The sequence below is a fragment of the Nocardioides sp. Z43_10 genome (assembly GCF_059766615.1).
Genome location: NZ_JCBAJY010000007.1, coordinates 168,350 through 188,581 on the forward strand (window position 1 = coordinate 168,350; position 20,232 = coordinate 188,581).

The 20,232-nt window shown below is 71.2% G+C and carries 14 protein-coding genes and 1 tRNA gene; 7 read left to right on the forward strand and 8 right to left on the reverse strand.

The window, feature by feature from the left end; translation table 11 throughout:
- Positions 1-98 precede the first annotated feature (98 nt).
- A complete protein-coding gene (gene pyk, locus AC6EI4_RS14310; protein ID WP_498451849.1) occupies positions 99-1,544 on the forward strand; it encodes a pyruvate kinase in 1,446 nt (481 codons plus the stop codon).
- A 68-nt stretch (positions 1,545-1,612) separates the two neighbouring features.
- Here pyk and AC6EI4_RS14315 read toward each other — a convergent pair.
- Positions 1,613-1,685, reverse strand: a tRNA-Leu gene (locus tag AC6EI4_RS14315).
- Between the two features lie 71 nt (positions 1,686-1,756).
- Here AC6EI4_RS14315 and AC6EI4_RS14320 point away from each other — a divergent pair.
- Positions 1,757-2,392, forward strand: coding sequence for an ANTAR domain-containing response regulator (locus tag AC6EI4_RS14320; RefSeq protein WP_498421781.1), 636 nt, complete (start codon positions 1,757-1,759; stop codon positions 2,390-2,392).
- Between the two features lie 188 nt (positions 2,393-2,580).
- Complete coding sequence (locus AC6EI4_RS14325; RefSeq protein WP_498451850.1) at positions 2,581-3,855, forward strand: ABC transporter substrate-binding protein; 1,275 nt, start codon at positions 2,581-2,583, stop codon at positions 3,853-3,855.
- Positions 3,856-3,964: 109 nt separating this feature from the next.
- On the opposite strand, the gene AC6EI4_RS14330 is transcribed toward AC6EI4_RS14325, so the two are convergent.
- The 5 genes from AC6EI4_RS14330 to AC6EI4_RS14350 form a co-directional block, all read right to left on the reverse strand.
- Positions 3,965-4,798, reverse strand: coding sequence for an ABC transporter ATP-binding protein (locus tag AC6EI4_RS14330; protein ID WP_498451851.1), 834 nt, complete (start codon positions 4,796-4,798; stop codon positions 3,965-3,967).
- A complete protein-coding gene (locus tag AC6EI4_RS14335) occupies positions 4,791-5,756 on the reverse strand; it encodes an ABC transporter ATP-binding protein (RefSeq protein WP_498451852.1) in 966 nt (321 codons plus the stop codon). Before AC6EI4_RS14335 ends, AC6EI4_RS14330 begins: the two co-directional genes overlap by 8 nt.
- Entirely contained in the window at positions 5,746-6,738 is a 993-nt protein-coding gene (locus tag AC6EI4_RS14340) for a branched-chain amino acid ABC transporter permease (RefSeq protein ID WP_498421777.1), read from the reverse strand. Before AC6EI4_RS14340 ends, AC6EI4_RS14335 begins: the two co-directional genes overlap by 11 nt.
- A gap of 9 nt (positions 6,739-6,747) precedes the next feature.
- Complete coding sequence (locus AC6EI4_RS14345) at positions 6,748-8,145, reverse strand: branched-chain amino acid ABC transporter permease (RefSeq protein ID WP_498451853.1); 1,398 nt, start codon at positions 8,143-8,145, stop codon at positions 6,748-6,750.
- Positions 8,146-8,345: 200 nt separating this feature from the next.
- Positions 8,346-9,092, reverse strand: a complete 747-nt coding sequence (locus AC6EI4_RS14350; RefSeq protein ID WP_498451854.1) for a DUF554 domain-containing protein — start codon at positions 9,090-9,092, stop codon at positions 8,346-8,348.
- Between the two features lie 139 nt (positions 9,093-9,231).
- Between AC6EI4_RS14350 and AC6EI4_RS14355 the strand changes: the two genes are divergently transcribed.
- Positions 9,232-9,807, forward strand: a complete 576-nt coding sequence (locus tag AC6EI4_RS14355) for a GNAT family N-acetyltransferase (protein ID WP_498421774.1) — start codon at positions 9,232-9,234, stop codon at positions 9,805-9,807.
- A gap of 57 nt (positions 9,808-9,864) precedes the next feature.
- On the opposite strand, the gene AC6EI4_RS14360 is transcribed toward AC6EI4_RS14355, so the two are convergent.
- Complete coding sequence (locus AC6EI4_RS14360; RefSeq protein ID WP_498421773.1) at positions 9,865-10,335, reverse strand: hotdog fold thioesterase; 471 nt, start codon at positions 10,333-10,335, stop codon at positions 9,865-9,867.
- A gap of 64 nt (positions 10,336-10,399) precedes the next feature.
- Here AC6EI4_RS14360 and polA point away from each other — a divergent pair, with 64 nt between their 5' ends.
- Positions 10,400-13,111, forward strand: a complete 2,712-nt coding sequence (polA, locus tag AC6EI4_RS14365; RefSeq protein ID WP_498421772.1) for a DNA polymerase I — start codon at positions 10,400-10,402, stop codon at positions 13,109-13,111.
- A 42-nt stretch (positions 13,112-13,153) separates the two neighbouring features.
- On the opposite strand, the gene AC6EI4_RS14370 is transcribed toward polA, so the two are convergent.
- Positions 13,154-14,398 (reverse strand): lipopolysaccharide biosynthesis protein, encoded by a 1,245-nt coding sequence (locus AC6EI4_RS14370; protein ID WP_498451855.1) that lies wholly within the window; start codon positions 14,396-14,398, stop codon positions 13,154-13,156.
- 89 nt (positions 14,399-14,487) lie between these two features.
- Here AC6EI4_RS14370 and AC6EI4_RS14375 point away from each other — a divergent pair, with 89 nt between their 5' ends.
- Positions 14,488-18,543: an alpha-(1->3)-arabinofuranosyltransferase domain-containing protein gene (locus tag AC6EI4_RS14375; RefSeq protein WP_498451856.1), complete on the forward strand. Its 4,056-nt coding sequence runs from the start codon at positions 14,488-14,490 to the stop codon at positions 18,541-18,543.
- Complete coding sequence (locus AC6EI4_RS14380; RefSeq protein ID WP_498451857.1) at positions 18,527-20,197, forward strand: MmpA family trehalose lipid delivery protein; 1,671 nt, start codon at positions 18,527-18,529, stop codon at positions 20,195-20,197. The genes AC6EI4_RS14375 and AC6EI4_RS14380 overlap by 17 nt, the downstream gene beginning before the upstream one ends.
- The last annotated feature ends 35 nt before the right edge of the window (positions 20,198-20,232 follow it).

The window sequence follows — 20,232 nt, forward strand, 5'->3', positions numbered from 1 at the left end:
GTTGCGTCTTTTCTGCTCCGGGACACGATCCGGTGACATTCGTTGGAACGTTCCAGAAGAAGCGCGTCCATGTGGCGGCGGCCAGTAAGGTCGAGGGTGTGAGGAAAGCGAAGATCGTCTGCACACTCGGCCCTGCCACCGCCAGCCCCGAGCGGATCCGTGAGCTCGTCCATGCGGGGATGGACGTCGCCCGCCTGAACATGAGTCACGGCTCCCGCGAGGACCACGCCACGTCGTACCGGCTGGTCCGGGAGGCCTCCGACCTCGAGGGACACGGCGTCGGCATCCTCGCCGACCTGCAGGGTCCCAAGATCCGGCTGGAGACCTTCGGCGACGGCCCGGTCCGGCTGGAGGCCGGCCAGCCCTGGACCATCACCACCCGCGACGTCTCCGGCGACGCCGAGATCTGCGGCACGACGTACAAGGGCCTCCCCGGTGACGTGAAGCCCGGCGACCCGATCCTGATCGACGACGGGCGGGTCCGGCTGCGGGTCACCGAGGTCCAGGGCAGCGAGGTCCGCACCGAGGTCGTCGTGGGCGGCAAGGTCTCCAACAACAAGGGCATCAACCTGCCCGGCGTGGCCGTGTCCGTCCCGGCCCTCTCGGAGAAGGACGTCGCGGACCTGCGCTTCGCCCTCCAACTCGGTGTCGACTTCGTGGCGCTGAGCTTCGTGCGCTCCGCGGCGGACGCCGCCGACGTACGCAAGATCATGGACGAGGAGGGCATCCACCTCCCGATCATCGCCAAGATCGAGAAGCCGCAGGCGATCGAGAACCTCGACGAGATCATCAAGGCCTTCGACGGCTTCATGGTCGCCCGCGGGGACCTCGGCGTGGAGTGCCCGCTCGAGGACGTGCCGTTCCTGCAGAAGCGGGTCGTCGAGAAGGCCCGACGCAACGCCAAGCCGGTCATCGTGGCCACCCAGATGCTCGAGTCGATGATCTCCTCGCCCTCGCCGACGCGGGCCGAGGCCTCCGACGTGGCCAACGCCGTGCTGGACGGGGCCGACGCGGTGATGCTCTCCGGCGAGACCAGCGTGGGGGAGTACCCCATCCAGACCGTCGAGACGATGGCCCGGATCATCAACTCCACCGAGACGCAGCGACTCAAGAGCATCTCGCACATCGAGTGGAACCCCCGCACGCCCGGCGGCGTGATCGCCAAGGCCGCCGAGGAGGTCGCCGAGCGGGTCGGCGCCAAGTACGTCGTGGCGTTCACCCAGAGCGGCGACTCCGCGCGCCGGATGTCGCGGCTGCGGGGCTCGATCCCGATCCTGGCCTTCACCCCCGAGGACGCCACCCGCTCGCAGCTCTCGCTGAGCTGGGGGGTCGAGACCTTCCGTACCGAGCCGGTCATCCACACCGACGAGATGGTCTACCAGGTCGACGAGGCGCTGCTGCGCATCGGGCGCGTCGAGGAGGGCGACCTGGTGGTGATCGTCGCCGGCGCGCCCCCCGGCATCCCGGGCACCACCAACGCGCTGCGCATCCACAAGATGGGCGCCGCGACCTTCGAGTTCGCCCGCAGGACGCACACCTCCTGAGCGGCGGCCTGCGTCCGGACGCCGCGGCGTCCGGACGCTGGCCCGCCTGCGGCGCTGCCGCGCGAGGGTGCCCCGGGTGGGATTCGAACCCACACTGAATGGTGTTTGAGACCATCGCCTCTGCCGTTGGGCTACCGGGGCCGGCGCCCCAAGGTACCGGATCGTGACTCCCGCTCTCACCGGGCCCGCCCGCTGCGGCTAGCCTGTCTCCCGTGAGTCAGCCCGCCGCCACCCGCAGCCGTCGCGTCGTGATCGCCGAGGACGAGGCGCTGATCCGGATGGACCTCGCCGAGATGCTCGCCGAGGAGGGCTACGACGTCGTCGGTCAGGCCGGCGACGGCGCCCGCGCGGTCGAGCTCGCCGAGCAGCTCCGCCCCGACCTGGTCATCCTCGACGTCAAGATGCCCGTCCTCGACGGGATCACCGCGGCCGAGCGGATCGCCGCCCAGCGGATCGCCCCGGTGGTGATCCTGACCGCCTTCTCCCAGCGCGACCTGGTGGAGCGGGCCCGCGACGCCGGCGCGATGGCGTACCTGGTCAAGCCTTTCTCCCGCAACGACCTGGTGCCGGCGATCGAGATGGCGGTGAGCCGGTTCACCGAGGTGCAGCTGCTGGAGAAGGAGGTCCTCGACCTCGCCGAGCGGCTCGAGACCCGCAAGTCGGTGGACCGCGCCAAGGGAGTGTTGCAGCAGCAGCTGGGGCTCTCCGAGCCGGACTCGTTCCGGTGGATCCAGAAGACCGCGATGGACCTGCGCCTGTCGATGCGCCAGGTCGCCGACGGCGTGGTCACCCACGGTCCCGGCATCGCCACCGCCGCGCCGGCGGAGCCGACCGAGCCGACCGGCTGAGCAGCGCTGGGGGAGCGGGTCGCGCCCGCGCGGTGCGACGCAGATCACGAATCGGCAACGAGAACACACATTTTCGCGCTGTCCTAAGGCCCTCGACCCCCTGGAGGGGCTAGGTTCACCTGCATCGAAAGTCGATGCCCCGGCGGTCCCGGCTGCCGGCAGGTGCAACATATCTCCACGGAGGCCCCATGATCCGCCAGAACCGTGCCATGCGCACCGCAGCGGCCCTGGCCGCAGCCGCGCTCTTCCTCAGCGCCTGCGGCGGCGAGGACAGCGACGACGAGACCCAGGGGTCCGACGACGCCTCGTCCGAGGCCGCCGCGCCCCAGGGCGACGGGTCGCTGACCATCGGCTCCCTGCTGCCCCAGACCGGCGACCTCGCCTACCTCGGCCCGCCGGAGTTCGCCGGCGTCGACCTCGCGGTCAAGGAGATCAACGCCGCGGGCGGCGTGATCGGCAAGCCGATCCAGAGCTTCAAGGCCGACTCGGGCGACGGCACCCCTGACATCGCCGGCGCCTCGGTCGACAGCCTGCTCGGCAAGAACGTCGACGTGATCATCGGCGCGGCCGCCTCGGGCGTCTCGCTCAGCGTCATCGACAAGATCACCGGCGCCGGCGTCGTGCAGTTCTCGCCGGCCAACACCTCGCCGGCCTTCGACGACTACGACGACAACGGGCTCTACTTCCGCACCGCGCCCTCGGACCGGCTCCAGGGCCAGGTCCTCGGCAACCTCGCGGTCGAGGACGGCTTTACCAACGTGGCCGTCGTGGCCCGTCAGGACTCCTACGGCGAGGGCCTCGCCCAGCAGGTCGTGGACACCCTCGAGGACAAGGGCGCCGACGTCGCGGAGCACATCCTCTACGCGGCCGACGCCCAGAACTTCACCGCCGAGGTCAACAAGGTGGCCGCCGCGAAGCCGGACGCGATCGTCCTGATCGGCTTCAACGAGACCACCAAGATCGTTCCGCAGCTGGTCTCCAAGGGCGTCGGCCCGCAGGACGTGCAGCTGTACTTCGTGGACGGCAACATGGCCGACTACTCCTCGGAGAACTTCGACCTGAGCGGCGTCAAGGGCACGTTCCCCGCCCCGGCCGAGGTGGACGAGAGCTTCAACAAGAAGCTGCTGTCGATCAACCCGAAGCTGAAGGACTTCACCTACGGTCCGCAGTCCTACGACGCCGTCATGCTGACCGCGCTCGCGGCGACCGCGGCTGAGAGCGACAACGGGGAGGCCATCGCCAAGGAGCTGGTCAACGTCTCCAAGGGTGGCACCAAGTGCACCACCTACGAGGAGTGCACCACGCTGATCGAGCAGGGCGAGGACATCGACTACGACGGCGTCTCGGGTCCGTGCGACCTGAACGACAACGGCAGCCCGAGCACCGCCACGATCGGCATCCAGCTCTACGACAAGGACAACAAGTACAAGCAGGTCGACGCGGTCTCCGGAACGCTGGAGTGACCTGCACCGCCTGAACCACGAAGGGCCCGGCTTCCTCTCGGAAGCCGGGCCCTTCTGTGTGCCGCCTGGATGCCTTCTGGGTGCCGTCTGGGGGCCGGCGCGGAGCGGATCAGGCCTTGGCCAGGGTCCCGAGGTAGAGCTCGATCACCTTGGGGTCGTTGCCCAGCTCCTTGCCGGTGCCGGTGTAGGCGTTGCGGCCCTGGTCGAGCACGTAGCCGCGGTCGCAGATCTGCAGACAGCGCCGGGCGTTCTGCTCGACCATCACCACCGAGACGCCGGCCCGGTTGATCCGCCGGGTCTGGACGAACACCTCGTCCTGCATCACCGGCGACAGGCCCGCGGAGGGCTCGTCGAGCAGGAGCACCGAGGGCTCCATCATCAGCGCCCGGCCCATCGCCACCATCTGGCGCTCCCCGCCGGAGAGGCTGCCCGCGCGCTGCGCGCGCCGGTCGACGAGCGCGGGGAACAGGTCGCCGACGAACTCGAAGCGCTTGCGGAACGTCGAGGGGCGCTGGTAGACGCCCATCTCGAGGTTCTCCTGGATGGTCAGCGACGGGAAGACGTTGTTGGTCTGGGGAACGAAGCCGATCCCCTTGCTGACCAGGGCGTCGGCCCGCAGGTTGGTGATGTCCTCGCCCTTGAGCTTGACCGTCCCGGTGCCCACCTTGACGAGTCCGAAGAGCGCCTTGAGCAGCGTGGACTTGCCGGCCCCGTTGGGCCCGATGATGCCCACCAGCTCGTTCTCGCGGCAGTAGAGGTCGGCGCCGTTGAGGATGTTCACCCCGGGGAGGTAGCCGGCGATGAGGTTGTCGGCGCGCAGCACGGCTCCCTCGGCCGCGGCCAGGTGCACGCGGCGTACCTCGTCGAAGTCGCCGGCGGCGTCGCTCGGGCGGGACCCGGCGGGCGGTTGCGCGGAGGAGGGCTTGGCGAACGGGTCAGTCATGGGGCGTCTCCCTGCTCTGCTGGGCCTGGTCGAGCTCGGTCTCCGCGGCGGCGAGGATGCGCTCCTCCTCCTCGAAGTCCAGGACGGTGTCGTGGTGGGCGCCGAGGTAGGCGTCGATCACGCGGGGGTCGCTCATCACCGAGTCGGGCGGGCCCTCGGCGATGATCCTGCCCTGGGCCATCACGATCACCCAGTCGGAGATGTCGCGGACCATGTCCATGTCGTGCTCCACGAAGAGGACCGTGCGGCCCTCGTCGCGCAGCGCCTTCACGTGACCCAGCAGCGACTGCTTGAGGGCCGGGTTCACCCCGGCCATCGGCTCGTCGAGCATCACCAGCTCGGGGTCCGCCATCAGGGCGCGGGCCATCTCCAGCAGCTTGCGCTGCCCACCGGAGAGCGAGCCGGCGAAGTCCTCGCGCTTCTTGATCAGCAGGAACCGCTCGAGCAGGGCGTCGGCCCGCTTCGTGTTGGCCTCCTCCTGCGAGCGCCAGAGCGGGGCGAACATCGCCTTGAACAGGTTCTCCCCGGACTGGCCGGTGGCGCCGACGCGCATGTTCTCGATCACCGTGAGCTTGGAGAGCACCTTGGTCAGCTGGAAGGTGCGCACCATCCCCAGCCGGGCCACCCGGTAGGCGGGCACCTTCGCCAGGCTCTTGCCGTTGAAGGCCCACTCGCCCGAGTCCGGCCGGTCGAAGCCGGTCAGCAGGTTGAAGAACGTGGTCTTCCCGGCGCCGTTCGGGCCGATCAGGGCGGTGATCGCGCCGCGCTGGATCTCGACGTGGTCGACGTCCACCGCGGTCAGGCCACCGAAGGTGCGGACCACGTGCGAGGCCGTGAGGATCGGGTCCGGCTTGGCCGCGCCCGGCTCGTGCTCGACCCCGACGAACATCTCGCGCGGCGTCAGCCTGCCGCCCGGGGGCACCGGGGCCCCGGCGTCCTTGGTCATGTCAGCGGCCATCGATCGCCAGCTCCCTTCGGTCCCCGAAGATCCCCTGGGGCCTGTAGATCATCAGCAGCATCAGTGCCAGGCCCATGAAGATGAAGCGCATCAGGCTGGCCTGGTTCTCGGTCATGATCCAGTCCGGGATCAGGTCGTTGCGGGTGGCCTGCTCGAAGAACACGTCGAGGAAGGTGAGCAGGAACCAGAAGATGATCGAGCCGACCACCGGTCCCAGCACCCGCGCCGCCCCGCCGAGCAGGAGCACGGTGTAGGCGAAGAACGTGATGTCGGTGGCGAAGAACGACGGGTTGATCGCCGCGCTGCGCAGGGCGGTGATGAAGCCGGCGAGAGCTCCGAAGAGTCCGCCGATCACCAGGGCCTGCATCTTGTACGCGTAGACGTTCTTGCCGAGGCTGCGTACGGCGTCCTCGTCCTCGCGCACCGACTTCAGCACGCGTCCCCAGGGACTGCGCATCAGCAGCCACACCACCAGGCAGGACAGGGCGACCAGGGTCCACCCGACCAGCATCACCCACGCGTCGTTGGCGCGCCAGGTGACCAGGCCGGGGATGCCGACCTCGTCGCTGAAGGGGTTCAGCGAGCGGAACGCCTGACTGAAGCCGGTCAGGCCGTCCTGGCCTCCGAAGTACTCCATCAGCGTCACCGAGCCGACCGTCTGGCGGATCATCTCCGCGGCGGCGATGGTGACGATGGCCAGGTAGTCGGCGCGCAGGCGCAGGGTGGGGATGCCGAGCAGGAGAGCCAGCAGGACCGTGAGCAGCAGGCCCACCACGATGCCGAGCCAGAACGGCAGGCCCCAGGTGGACACGATGGAGGCCATCGCATAGCCGCCGACGGCCATGAAGCCGGCCTGGCCGAAGTTGAGCAGTCCGGTGTAGCCGAAGTGCACGTTGAGGCCGATGGCGGCCAGGCAGTAGATGATCGCCGAGGGCCCCAGGCCCTGTTGGAGCGACCGGCTGATCAGGTCGAGTACGTCCACGGTGTGCTCCTAGCCGATTCGCTGTGCCCGGCCGAGGAGGCCTTGGGGACGGAACATCAAGACCACGATCAGGACGGCCATCGCGCCGACGAACTTCAGCTCGGCGGGGATGAACAGCGTCGAGACCTCGATGAAGATGCCGATGATGAACGCGCCGAGCATGGCTCCCCAGATGGTGCCCAGGCCGCCCAGCACGGTGGCCGCGAAGACCAGCAGCAGGATCTTGAAGCCGAGCTGATAGTCGAAGCCCTGGGTCAGCCCGAGCAGGGCGCCGGACAGCGCGGCCAGCGCCGCTCCGCCGGTCCAGACCACGGCGATCACGCGCTGCACGTTGATCCCCGAGGAGGCCGACAGCGCCGGGTTGTCGGCGACCGCCCGGGTCGCCTTGCCGGTGCGGGTGTACTGCAGCAGCAGCGAGACCGCGACGAGCACGAGGAGTCCGACGACCATCACGATCGCGTCCTTGGGCGTGAGCAGGATCGGACCGATCTCCCACGGCTGGACTGCGGAGAACTGCGAGTAGTTGTGGTTCTGGCCGCCCGCGAAGTACTGGAAGATGTTGCGCAGGAAGATCGACAGGCCGATGCTCACGATCATCATCGCGATCACGCCGGTGCCGCGCATCCGCAGCGGCTTCCACAGCGCCTTGTCGTTGAGCAGGCCGAAGAGGCCGCCGACCACGAACGCGGTGATCACCGCGACGACCACCGTCACGTCGGTGCCGAACACCCGGATCGCGCCGGGCAGCTGGTCCACGGCGTAGGCGACCAGCGCCCCGAACGTGATCAGCTCGCCGTGGGCGAAGTTCGTCAGGCCGGTGGTGCCGAAGATCATCGAGAGGCCGAGTGCGGCCATCGCCAGCAGTACCGAGAAGACGATTCCGCCGACGGCCAGCTGCAGGCCCTGGGTGAGCGTGCCCGCGTTCTCGGGCAGCGCGTCGCCCACCGGGAAGGCCACGTACACGTCCGAGTCGAGCTGGATCTGCTGCTCGAGCTCGACCTGGTCGGGGTCGCGCAGGTCCGAGCCCTCGGGGAGGGTGTCGGTGTCGATCTTGATGACGTAGGTCTGGCCCAGGTTGGTGATCGCCGTGCCGGGCAGGGCCACGTCGAAGATGCCGGACTCGTCGGTCGTGGTCTCACCCACCACGGTGCCCTCGCTGTCCTCGACGGTGATCGAGACGTCGGGGACCGGGCTCGCCGGCTGGTCGCGGGTGTCGGTGAGGCAGCCCTTGATGTGGATCGTGTCGTCGTCGCGCGGCGGGGGCTGGACGCAGGTCTTCGTGTCCTCGGCCTGGGCTGCGCCTGCCCCGGGCCCGAGGATCGCCAGCAGGGCGATCGCCAGTGCGCCGAGCACGGCCACCCACGGAGCGCGCGGCGCGGCCGTGAGGAGAGGTGAGCGGGGGTGCATGGGCCTCCTGTCGCAAGGACAGACTCGAACGTGGTGCGGTGACTCCGACGACTGCGTCGCTGGACCGACCGACTCACCGCACGGCCGGGTGGCCGGGGTTTGGGGGAACACAGTAGGGCCGCAGGGCCCGTCGTGGGGGTCCGCGCGGCAACAATGGGATTACAGATGTGCTCGCACTCCGCGCGCGACGCGCCGCGGCGTCAGCGCGCCAGCACCACCAGCTGGGTGAGCGCCGGTGCCAGCAGCAGCGCCGGCAGCAGGTCGGCGACCGGGATCTCGCGGATCCGCAGCAGGCGCAGCGCGACCCCCACCAGCAGCAGGCCGCCGACCGCGGAGATCGCGGCCAGGTGCGCGTCGGGGAGCACCTCGCCGATGCCGACGCCGGCGAGGGTGAGACCACCCTGGACGACGACGATCGTGACGATGCTGGCGCCCACCCCCCAGCCGAACGACGCCGCGAAGGCGAGGGCCGCGAAGCCGTCCAGGGCGGACTTGAGGAAGAGCTGGTCGGCGCCGTTGCCCAGCCCGTCGTTCAGCGAGCCCAGGATCGTCAACGGTCCGGTGCAGAAGAGCAGCGAGGCGGCCACGAACCCCTCGACGAAGCGCTGGCGCTCACCCGAGTCGCTGCTCGCCCGCAGCCGCCGCTGCAGCCAGCTGCCGAGCTGCTCGACACGCTGCTCCAGGCGCATCGCCGACCCCCAGATGCCGCCGGCGAGCAGTGCGGCGAGCACGATCAGCAGGGGAGCGTTGTCGCCGACCGCCGAGCTGAGGGCCCCGTCGAGCACGGCGAGGGCGGTGGTGGCGGCGATGAGCAGCGTGACCAGGCCGAGGCCGTCGGTGACCACGTCGCGGGTGCGGGCCGGCAGCCGGTTGCCGAGCAGGACCCCGAGCAGGGTCCCGAGCGCGACGGCGAGCACGTTGACCACGGTGCCGATTCCGACGAACACGGGACTCCTCTGTCAGCGAAGGTGGCCTGAGCGTAGTGTGATCGCCCGGACTGCACTCGGGGGAGGTTGGCGTGGTCTTATTTCCCTTGAGGCAGCAGACCGTGGTGTCTGCGCGGACCGAACCCCAGGAGGCGCTGCGATGACACGGTCGACCGTGATCCTGCGTGATGCGACACCGGCGGATGCAGTCGCGCTGGCCGAGCTGTGGGCCGACACCCTGCGCCGCGGCGAGCGCGTCGAGCGCGCCGCCGACCTCGACGTGCTGCTCGCCCGGGCGGCGGCCGACCCCGACTTGCGCATCGTCGTCGCGGAGTGCGAGGGGCACCTCGCCGGCGGCGTCCACCTGCAGGCCACCACGCTGTCGGCGCTGAACCTCGAGCCGGTCGTGCAGGCGCTCTCGCCCCAGGTGTTCCCCGAGTTCCGCCGCCGCGGCGTCGGCCGGGCGCTGATGGAGGCCGCGGTCGTCTTCGCCGAGGAGAAGGGGATCTCGCACATCGCCACCGCGTCGTTCAGCAGCTCGCGCGACGCCAACCGATTCATGGCCCGCCTCGCGTTCGCCCCCCAGGCGGTGCTGCGCATCGCCCCCACCGCCGCGGCCCGCGCCAAGCTGACCGCCCAGCGGCCGGCGTTCGCCCGGACCACGACGAACCGCCCGCTGGGCCAGCTGCTGGCCGCGCGACGCTCGATGCGCCGCTCCGAGGTCACCCAGGGCTGAGCGCCGCGCGCGAATCGGCGACGCGCTCGGCCGCCGACGTGCACAGCCGTGCCGGGCTCAGCCGTTGAGGCGCTCGGTCGGGATCAGCGCGCAGGTGATGCGCGAGGTGCAGATCCGCTTGCCGCGCTCGTCGCTGACCACGATCTCGTAGGCGGTGCTGGTCCGGCCCAGGTGGATCGCGGTGGCCACGGCGGTCACCGTCCCGGAGGTCGCGGAGCGGTGGTGGGTGGCGTTGATGTCGACGCCCACCGCCAGCCGGTCCGGGTACGCGTGGATGGCCGAGCCGATCGAGCCCAGGGTCTCGGCGAGCACCACCGAAGCGCCGCCGTGCAGCAGGCCGTACGGCTGGGTGTTGCCCTCGACGGGCATGGTGGCCACCACCCGCTCGGCGGAGACCTCCTGCAGCTCGATGCCCATCTTGTCGTTGAGGCCGCCCATGCCGTGCGGCATGGAGGCGAGGTAGGCGTGCACGTCGAGGTGGCCGTCGGCGTCGGGCGCGGGCTGGGCGGGGGGAGTGGCGTGGCTCATGGCCGCCATTGTGGCCGACCCCATCGTCGCCGGGAGCGGGGGTGGTCCCCGATAGAGTCGGCGGGTGCCCGAGATCGCCCCTTCGCCCGACGCCCCCGCCGACCGTCCGCGGCTGCTGCTGCTCGACGGCCACTCCCTGGCCTACCGCGCGTTCTTCGCGTTGCCGGTGGAGAACTTCTCCACCAGCACCGGCCAGCACACCAACGCGGTCTACGGCTTCACCTCGATGCTCATCAACGTGCTGCGCGACGAGGAGCCGACCCACGTCGGGGTCGCCTTCGACAAGTCGCGCCAGACCTTCCGCCTCGAGGAGTACCCGGAGTACAAGGCCAAGCGGAACAAGACCCCCGACGAGTTCAAGAGCCAGCTCCCGCTGATCCAGGAGGTGCTGGACGCGCTGCACATCCCGCACATGGAGCTCGACGGCTACGAGGCCGACGACATCATCGCGACGCTGACCACCCAGGCGGTGGCGCAGGGCTTCGAGGTGCTGATCCTCACCGGCGACCGCGACTCCCTGCAGCTGGTCGGACCGACCTCCACCGTGCTGTACCCGATGCGTGGCGTGAGCGAGCTGGCCCGGATGACGCCGGAGGCGGTCCAGGACAAGTACGGCCTGCCGCCGCACCGCTACCCCGAGCTGGCGGCGCTGGTCGGTGAGGACTCCGACAACCTGCCCGGGATCCCGGGCGTGGGCCCGAAGACGGCCGCGAAGTGGATCAACACCTACGACGGCCTCGACAACGTCATCGCCCGCGCCGACGAGGTCAAGGGCAAGGCCGGCGAGAGCCTGCGCGCCCACCTGGGCGACGTGATCCGCAACCGTCACCTCAACCGCCTGGTCTGCGACCTCGCCCTGCCGGCGTCGCCCACCGACCTGCTGCGTCGTCCCTGGGACCGTCAGCAGGTGCACACCCTCTTCGACGGCCTGGAGTTCCGGGTCCTGCGCGACCGGCTCTTCGAGACCCTCGAGTCCGAGGAGCTGGTCGAGGAGGGCGGCTTCGAGCTCGACGGCAGCAGGCTAGCCCCCGGCGAGGTGGCCGGCTGGCTCGAGGCGCACGGGCGCGCCACGGACGGGGCGCGGGTCGGCGTCGCCGTACAGGGCAGCTGGCGTGCCGGGACCGGGGAGATCTGGTCGGTGGCGCTGGCCGCCTCCGACGGCACGGCCGCCTGGGTGGACACCGCCGCGCTGAGCCCCGAGGACGACGCCGCGCTGGCGGCGTGGTTCGCCGACGCCGAGGTCGCGAAGGTCCTGCACGACGCCAAGGGGCCGATGCTCGCCCTGGCCGCACGCGGCTGGCCGCTGCGCGGCCTGGTCAGCGACACCGCGCTCGCGGCGTACCTGGTCCGCCCCGACCAGCGCTCCTACGATCTCGCCGACCTCACCCTGCGCTACCTGCGCCGCGAGCTGCGCCAGGAGTCCGCCGACAGCGGTCAGCTCAGCTTCGACAGCGTCGACGACACCGGCGCCTCCGACACCGCGATGCTGCACGCCCGGGCGGTGCTCGACCTGGCCGAGGCGCTGGACGAGGCCGTCGAGGAGCACGGCGGGACGCGCCTGCTCGCCGAGGTCGAGCTGCCCCTGGTCGACCGGCTCGCGGCGATGGAGCAGACCGGCATCGCCGTCGACGTCGAGCACCTGGAGAGCCTGGAGTCGCACTTCGGCGACGAGGTGCGCACGGCGGCGCAGGACGCCTACGACGTCATCGGCAAGGAGATCAACCTCGGCTCTCCCAAGCAGCTGCAGGTGGTGCTCTTCGACGAGCTGAACATGCCGAAGACCAAGCGCACGAAGACCGGCTACACCACCGACGCCGACGCGCTGCAGCAGCTGTTCGAGAAGACCGAGCACCCGTTCCTGCAGCACCTGCTGCGCCACCGCGACGTGATCCGGCTGCGCCAGACGGTGGAGGGGCTGCTCAAGACGGTGGCCTCGGACGGGCGCATCCACACCACGTTCAACCAGATGATCGCGGCCACCGGCCGGCTCTCCAGCACCGACCCGAACCTGCAGAACATCCCGGTGCGCACCGAGGAGGGGCGGCGCATCCGCGAGGCGTTCGTGGTCGGCGAGGGCTACGACTGCCTGCTGACGGCCGACTACAGCCAGATCGAGATGCGGATCATGGCGCACCTGTCCGAGGACGAGCTGCTCATCGAGGCGTTCCGCTCGGGTCAGGACTTCCACTCCATCACCGCCGCGCGGGTCTTCGACGTCGAGCCGGACGCGGTCGGGCCCGAGATGCGCGCCAAGATCAAGGCGATGAACTACGGCCTGGCCTACGGCCTCTCGGCCTACGGGCTGGCCCAGCAGCTGCGGATCCGGCCCGGCGAGGCCCAGGGCCTGATGGACGAGTACTTCGAGACCTTCGGCGGGGTGCGCGACTACCTCGGCGGCATCGTCGACGAGGCACGGCGCTCGGGCTTCACCGAGACGATCATGGGGCGCCGTCGCTACCTGCCCGACCTGACTAGCGACAACCGCCAGCGCCGCGAGATGGCCGAGCGGATGGCGCTCAACGCGCCGATCCAGGGCTCGGCCGCCGACCTGATCAAGGTCGCGATGCTCAACGTCGACGCCGCCCTCGCCGAGCAGGGGCTGCGCTCGCGGATGTTGCTGCAGGTCCACGACGAGCTCGTGCTCGAGGTGGCGCCCGGCGAGCGCGAGAGCCTGGAGGCGCTGGTGCGCGAGCAGATGGGCCGCGCCGCGGACCTGACCGTGCCGCTGGACGTGTCGGTGGGCACCGGACGCAGCTGGCACGAGGCGGCTCACTGAGCGGGGCGGCTCACTGAGAGGGTGGCTCAGTGAGCGCGCTGCTCACTGGGTGGGCGGCGCGTCAGCCGACTCCGGCGCGTTGCGGCGGCGCAGGTTGACGGCGAGGAGCATCGCCAGCAGCAGCACGTCGGCGCCGACCACCACCGCGAGCAGGGCGCCGAGACCGGTGGTGGACAGGCCGGCCGCGACCAGGACCGCCAGCGCCGCCCAGACCAGGTAGACCGAGCGCTGCCCCTGGCGGGCCAGCACGGCGTAGACGAGGAGCTGGAGCATGGACAGCACCGTGCCCAGCACCGAGAAGAGCCACAGCCGTGACTCGACGTCGGCGTAGTCCACCCCGCCGACGAAGACCATCGCCAGCCCGGGCAGGAGCGCGACAGCCAGCGTGCACAGGGCACCCAGCGCGGCCACCAGTCCCAGGCTGCGGGTCAGCGCCCGGCGACGCTCGTGCGGCGAGGACATCTCGGGGAAGGCCACCACCACGACGAACTGGGGCAGGAACAGCACGGCCTTGGTGAGGATCAGACCGCCGGCGTACAGGCCGGCGTCGTGGTCGTCGAGCACGTTGCGCGCCACCACCACGTCGATGTTGGACAGGGCGTAGAACGCCAGCAGCGCCTGGGAGTTGTGCACGGTCTCGCGCACCACCGCGCCGGCCGCGTGGAGGCTGCTGCGCCCGCCGGTCCGGCGACCGCGCAGGACGTACCAGCCGACCAGCACCGGGGCGACGGCCCCGAGGGTCACGCCGAGCATCGCGCTGGTCGCGCTCGGCTGCCACAGGATCAGGGCGATGCCGAGGAGCAGGCGCGGAACGCCGCTGGCGACGTACATCAGGGCCAGCGGGAACCAGCGCCGCTCGCCCTGGAGGATCCCGGCCTGGCCGCCCATCAGCGTGAGCGGTACCGCGGCCACCGCGACCAGCATCGCGGTGGGCAGGTGGTCCAGGCGCAGGACCAGGTTGACCACCGGTGAGAGCACCAGCATCACGACGCCGAGCGCGATCGCGCCGCGCACGGTCACCCGCATGATCACGTCCTCGATCTGCGCGACGTGCTCGGGGTCGGCGGAGATCCGGCGCGCGGCCGTGGCCTGCAGCCCGAGCTGGACCACGCTGACCACGAGCAGGGTGGCCATCAACCCGGCGAGCGCGCCGTAGGAACGGGGCCCGAGGAGGCGAGCGGCCAGCATCGTGAAGCCGTAGGTGGCGAGGTTCATCACCGCCATCGCGACGGCGATGGAGCCGCCGCTGCGCATGAACGCCCCCACATTGCGCCTGGTGTTCACCACGGGCCGGAGTGTGTCACAGGACCCCGGCGCCACCGCGTCCGGACGACTCCCAGCGGTGGCACGCCCGGCCCTCTACAGTGGGTCCCCACATGAGCGTCCGAAAGCCCTGGCACCCGAGTTCCTGGTGGTGCCTCTTCGTCTATGTCGTGCTCGGTCTCTCGATCTTCATCGAGCAGTTCGGCTCCACCACGTCGGACACCAGGCTCGACCTGACCGGCAACCCGAGCGGCTTCCTGCAGTCGAGCTTCTCGCTGTGGAATCCCCGGGTCTCGCTGGGCGAGCTGCAGAACCAGGCCTACGGCTACCTCTTCCCCCAGGGGCTGTACTTCGCGGGCCTCGACGCGCTGGGGCTTCCGGACTGGTTCTCCCAGCGGCTCTGGTCCCTGCTGGTGCTGGTCCTGGCCTGCGAGGGAATGCGCTGGCTGTGCCGCGCCATGTCGCTGCCGCCCGGCGCCGCGGCGCTGGCGGGCCTCTTCTACGGGCTGAGCCCGCGTATCGTCTCCGAGCTCGGGGTGCGCTCGGCAGAGATCCTGCCGACCGCGGTCGTGCCGTGGGCGATGCTTCCCGTGGTGCTGGTGGCCACCCACCGGATGGGGCCCAAGTCCGGTGCGATCCTCTCCGCGGCGGCGTTCGCCACCGCCGGCGGGGTCAACGGGACCGCGACCGCCGCCGTGCTGCCGGTGGTGGCGATCTTCGTGCTGTGGGCGGTGCTGCGCGGCCGCACCCGCTGGACCTTCCTGCTGTGGTGGGGAGGCGCGATCGCGGCGGTCAGCCTGTGGTGGGCCGTCTCCCTGCTCACCCTCGGGCAGTACAGCCCGGCCTTCTTCGACTACGTCGAGGACGCTCCGACCACGACGTCCACGGCAGGCTTCGCCTCCTCGCTGCGCGGGGGGAGCAACTGGGTCAACTACATCGTCGTCGCGGGACGTCCCTGGTGGCCGGCCGGCTGGGAGGTCTCCTTCAACCCCTGGATCGTGTTGGCGAGCGGGGCGCTGGCGGCACTGGGCCTGCTGGGGCTCAGCCGGTACCGGGGCGCCTATCGCATGCCCCTGGTGCTGTCCGCCGCGCTCGGACTGATCTGCCTGACCTTGGCGCACACCGGGACGGGGTCGGGCTGGCTGAACCCCGTCGTGCAGGACCTGCTCGACGGCGCGCTGGCCCCGCTGCGCAACGTCCACAAGGTGGACGCGGTGCTGCGTGTCCCGTTGGCCTTCGGCGTCGGGGTGATCGCCGGCGAGCTGATCGCGGCGCTTCCACGTCGACGACCCCGCCCCAGCACGGGGCGAACCGTGCTGGCAGGGGCCCTGTGCCTGGCCATGGTGGCGTCCCTGACCGCGATGGCGTGGCCGATCGTGCGCGGAGAGACCAGGACACCGGGCTGGCGCGCGGTCCCGTCGTACTGGACCGAGGCATCGGACTACCTCGATGAGCGTCGTGACCAGGGCGCGGCCTGGGTGGTGCCCGGGGCCGGCTTCGGTATCCAGTCGTGGGGCTGGACCATGGAGGAGCCTCTTCAGGTGCTGGGCACGGCGCCGTGGGTGACCCGATCTCAGGTCCCGCTCACCCCCGCCGCGTCCATCCGGATGATGACGTGGCTCGAGGAGCTGCTCGAGACCGGCACCGGCTCGCCGTACCTGGGCACCATCCTGCAGCGGGTCGGGATCGGGCGCATCGTCGTTCGCCACGACCTCGACCAGGAGCTGTCCGAGGCGCCGCTCTCGTCGATGGTGGCGATCGCGCTCGCACGCTCTCGTGGCATCACGCGTGCCGCGCACTTCGGTGCCGGCGACCTCGGACCGATGGTCGAGATCTTCGAGGTCGACGGCGGCGCCCCGGCGCGCTACCAGCTGCGCGACGCCGACGACGCGGTGACCGTGACCAGCAGCGTCGAGGACGCCCTGGCCGCAGTGGGCGCGGGCCTGGTGGACGACGACCAGGCGGTGATGGTGCAGGGCGACACCGGCTGGGACGAGCAGGCCGAGGTCGTGGCCGACGGCTATCGCCTCAGGGAGAGGAACTTCGGGCGGGTCCACGACGCGGAGAGCGCCGTGATGACCCCGCAGGACCCGGTCCAGATCGGCCGGGTCGTGGGCAACTATCCCGCCGCCGACGGGGCCGAGCCCGTGATCGCGCGCTACCGCGGCTTCGGCGGCATCGTCGCCTCGACCTCGAGCGGCTACGCCCAGGTGTTGGGCCCCGTCCGCCCCGAGGTGGCGCCGTTCGCGGCGCTGGACGGGGACCTCACCACCCAATGGCAGTCCGGGTACCTCGTGGAGGCGACCGACCAATGGCTGGAGCTCGACCTGGGGCGCAAGCGGACGGTGCCCTCGATCACGGTGACCTCGCCACTCGACGATCCCGCGTCCAACGCGGTCACCCGGTGGGGTGTCCGGGCCGGTGGCCGGGTGTTCTCCGCAGAGGCCGACCCGATCACCGGGATCACCCGCATCGACCTGGACGGCGTGCGGGCTCGGACCGTGCGCCTGGAGGTCGACGCCGTGGCCAGGCCCGACTCCAGTGCGCCGGTCGGGGTGGCGGAGATCGAGGTCCCGGGTGTGGTCTTCGACCGGACCCTCGAGATGCCGGCGGACCGGGCGCGGGGGGACGCGAGCTACCTGTTCAGGGCTCGTCCCGAGACCCGCTCCTGCATCACGACGCTGCTCAACGCGGACTGCTCGCTCTTCCGCGGGCGGGGCAGCGAGGAGTCCGGGGGGATCGACCGGACCTTCGTGGTGCCCGAGCGGGGCACCTGGGAGATCAACGGGCTGGCCGTGGCCAGGTCGCGCCGGGGCACCGCCAACCTGTTGGAGCCGATGACCGGCCTCTCGGGCACGGGGACGTCGTGGTTCGAGTTCGAGCCCGCGGTGTCACCGCGGATGGCCTACGACGGGGACGTGTCGACTGCGTGGCTTGCTTCGCCGGCCGACCGGACTCCCACCCTCACGCTGACCTGGCCCAAGGCCCGCACCTTCGACCGGATCTCGGTGGACGCACCGCCCGCGCCGGGGCGGGCGCCGACGAGCGTCACGATCCGTGGTGGCGGACAGCGTCGGGTCGTCGACCTGACCGAGTTCGCGATCTTCGAGCCCCTCACGGCGAAGCGGCTGGAGATCACCTTCTCGCGTCCCGACGACGAGTCCGCGATCGCGCTGGGCGCCTCGGAAGTGCGGTTGAGCGGCCCGGACGGTGCGCGGTCAGGTAGCGCGCCCGTCGACGGCGCGGTGCGCAGTGGTGCGGTCTGCGGCTGGGGACCGATCCTCGAGATCGACGGCCGGGAGTACCCGACCCAGGTCGACGGCTATCTGGGAGACGTCGTCTCGGGTGGGCAGCTCTCCGTGCAGCCGTGCGAGGGCCCGGTGCGGCTGACCCCGGGCGAGCACCGCGTCAAGCTGCGCTCGACCGAGCAGTTCCAACCGGTCTCCCTGCAGCTGCTGGCGCAGGATCGCAGGCGCACCGCGGTGTCGCCGACCAGGGATGTGGAGGTGCTGGACACCGGTTCGGTCCAGGACCGGATCAGGATCAGCGACGGACCCGAGGCGATCCTCTCCACCCCGAGGAACTTCAACGCGGGGTGGGTGGCGAGGGTCGACGGGCGAGAGCTGGAGCCCCTGCGGGTGGACGGCTGGTCGCAGGGCTGGCGTGTGCCCGAGGGCGTGCGTGGCGAGGTCGACATCACCTTCGCCCCCCAGCAGTCGTACCGGACGGGGCTCGTCGGCGGACTCGTGCTGTTGGCGGCCGTCCTCCTCGCAGCCCTGGTCGTACTCGTGCGGCACCTGGTGGCGCCCCGACCCGCGTCGGGCACGACGCGGCCGGGGCGCAGGAGGAGCAGCCGACGCCGCGGGCGCGGCAAGCGTGGCGGCGTCGCGGCCCTGGCGTGTGTGGCGATCGCAGCGGTGCTGGGCGGTCCGGCTGCACTGGGCGGTGCCCTGTTCGCGGTCGTCCTCGCCGGAGCCCCCCGCACGCGTCTGGCAGTGCTGGTGGCGGCCCTGTTCACGGGGGTCGTGATCGGGGCGGTCGCGGTGGCGAACGAGCCTGCCTACCCACCGGGCGTCGCTGACGTCTTCACCGGCTTCGGGGCGGCCCTCGCCCTCACCATCGCCGTGCTCCCGCTCGGATTCCGGCTTCGGCGTGCTCCCCTCGGCTAGGACCCTCGGCGGGCTCGTCACCGGCATCATCCTGGCGGTGGCGGTCCTGGGCCCGGTGCTGCTGCTCGAGGGCTACACCCTGCGCGGCGACATGGTCTTCGTCCCGCGCCAGCCGTGGAAGGACGCCTGGCTCGGGCTGGACGGCTCGGTGCCGCGTGCGGTGCCGATGGACGCGGTGATCTCGGTGCTGACCCAGGTGGTGCCGGGGTGGCTGGTGCAGCGGCTGCTGCTGGGGGGCGCTGTCGTGGCCGGGGTGCTCGGGGTGCACCGGATGCTCCCTGCGTATCCCTGGTACGCCCAGGCCGGGGCGAGCGTGCTCTTCGTGTGGAACCCCTGGGTGGCCGAGCGCCTGCTGATCGGCCAGTGGGCCACCGTGCTGGGCTACTGCCTGCTGCCGTGGGTGGTGCTGGCGGCCCTGGCGCTGCGTGAGGACGTACGGCGGGGGTGGCCCGCGCTGGCGCTGGCGCTGGCCCTCTCGGCCGTGGCGAGCCCGTCCTCGGGACTGATGGCCGGTCTCGTCGCCGGGGTGCTGCTTGCCGGTCGATGGGCCGCCTGCGCGGTGGCCGGTGGCCTCTGGCTGGCCACGAACCTGCCCTGGATCGTGCCGGGAGTGCTCGCGGTCTCGGCGGGTGCCGCCACCGGCGAGGGCTTCGAGGCGTTCGCCGCCCGTGGCGAGTCCTCGGCCGGGCTGCTCGCCAGCCTGCTCTCGCTCGGCGGCATCTGGAAGGGCTCGGTGCACCCGGTCGAGCGCACCAGCGCCCTGTTGGTGCTCATCTCGTGCGCGCTCACCGTGGTCGCCCTGCTCGGGCTGCGGCACGCGGCTCGCCGAGAGCCGCCCCGGGCGCTCGTAGCGCTGGGGGTCGTCGCGGCGGTGTCCTTCCTGGTGGCGCTGCTCGCGGCGGCTCCCGGGGGAGCGCAGCTGATGGGTCGGCTGGCCGAGTGGCTGCCCGGGCTGGCGATGCTGCGCGACTCGCACCGGTTCCTGGCTCCGGCGGTGCTGGTGCTGCTCCCCGGCCTCGCGGCGGCGCTGGTCTGGCTGCGCGAGCGCGCCGGACCCGGGAAGGAGGCGCTGCTGGGCGTCCTCGCCCTCATCGCCGTGCTCCCCGTGCTGCTGCTGCCGAGCCTGGCCTGGGGCGCCACCGGGGCCCTGGAGCCGGTGGACTACCCCCAGGAGTGGCACGACGTGGCGGCGATGCTGGAGCGGGAGGGGCCGGCCCGCACGGTGGTCCTGCCCTGGACCGGCAGCTACCGGGGGTTCGACTGGAACGAGCACCGCGCGGTGCTGGACCCCGCGCCGCGGTTCTTCCCCGGCGAGGTGCTGATCGACGACCGGGTGCTGCTCGGCGACGAGGTGATCGCCTCCGAGGACCCGGCGCTGGGGCGGATCGCCCAGGCTCTCGACGCCGCCGACCAGGCGGCCGCGCTGCGTGCGCAGGGCGTGCGCTGGGTGCTCATCGAGAAGGGGCACCGGATCGGGCGGCAGCCGGCGGGGGAGGTGGTCCACGACGGGCACGGACTCAGACTGATCGACCTCGGAAGACCGGAGCCGAATTCTCCGCCGGACTCTGCCCATCTGCCGGTCCTGGGCGCTATGTTACTCACTGGTCTGGTCGTTGGTGCGGCATTGGTCACACGACTGCGTCACACCAGGTAGTCTTCGGCCACTGAAATATGTTCTAGAGAGGATCC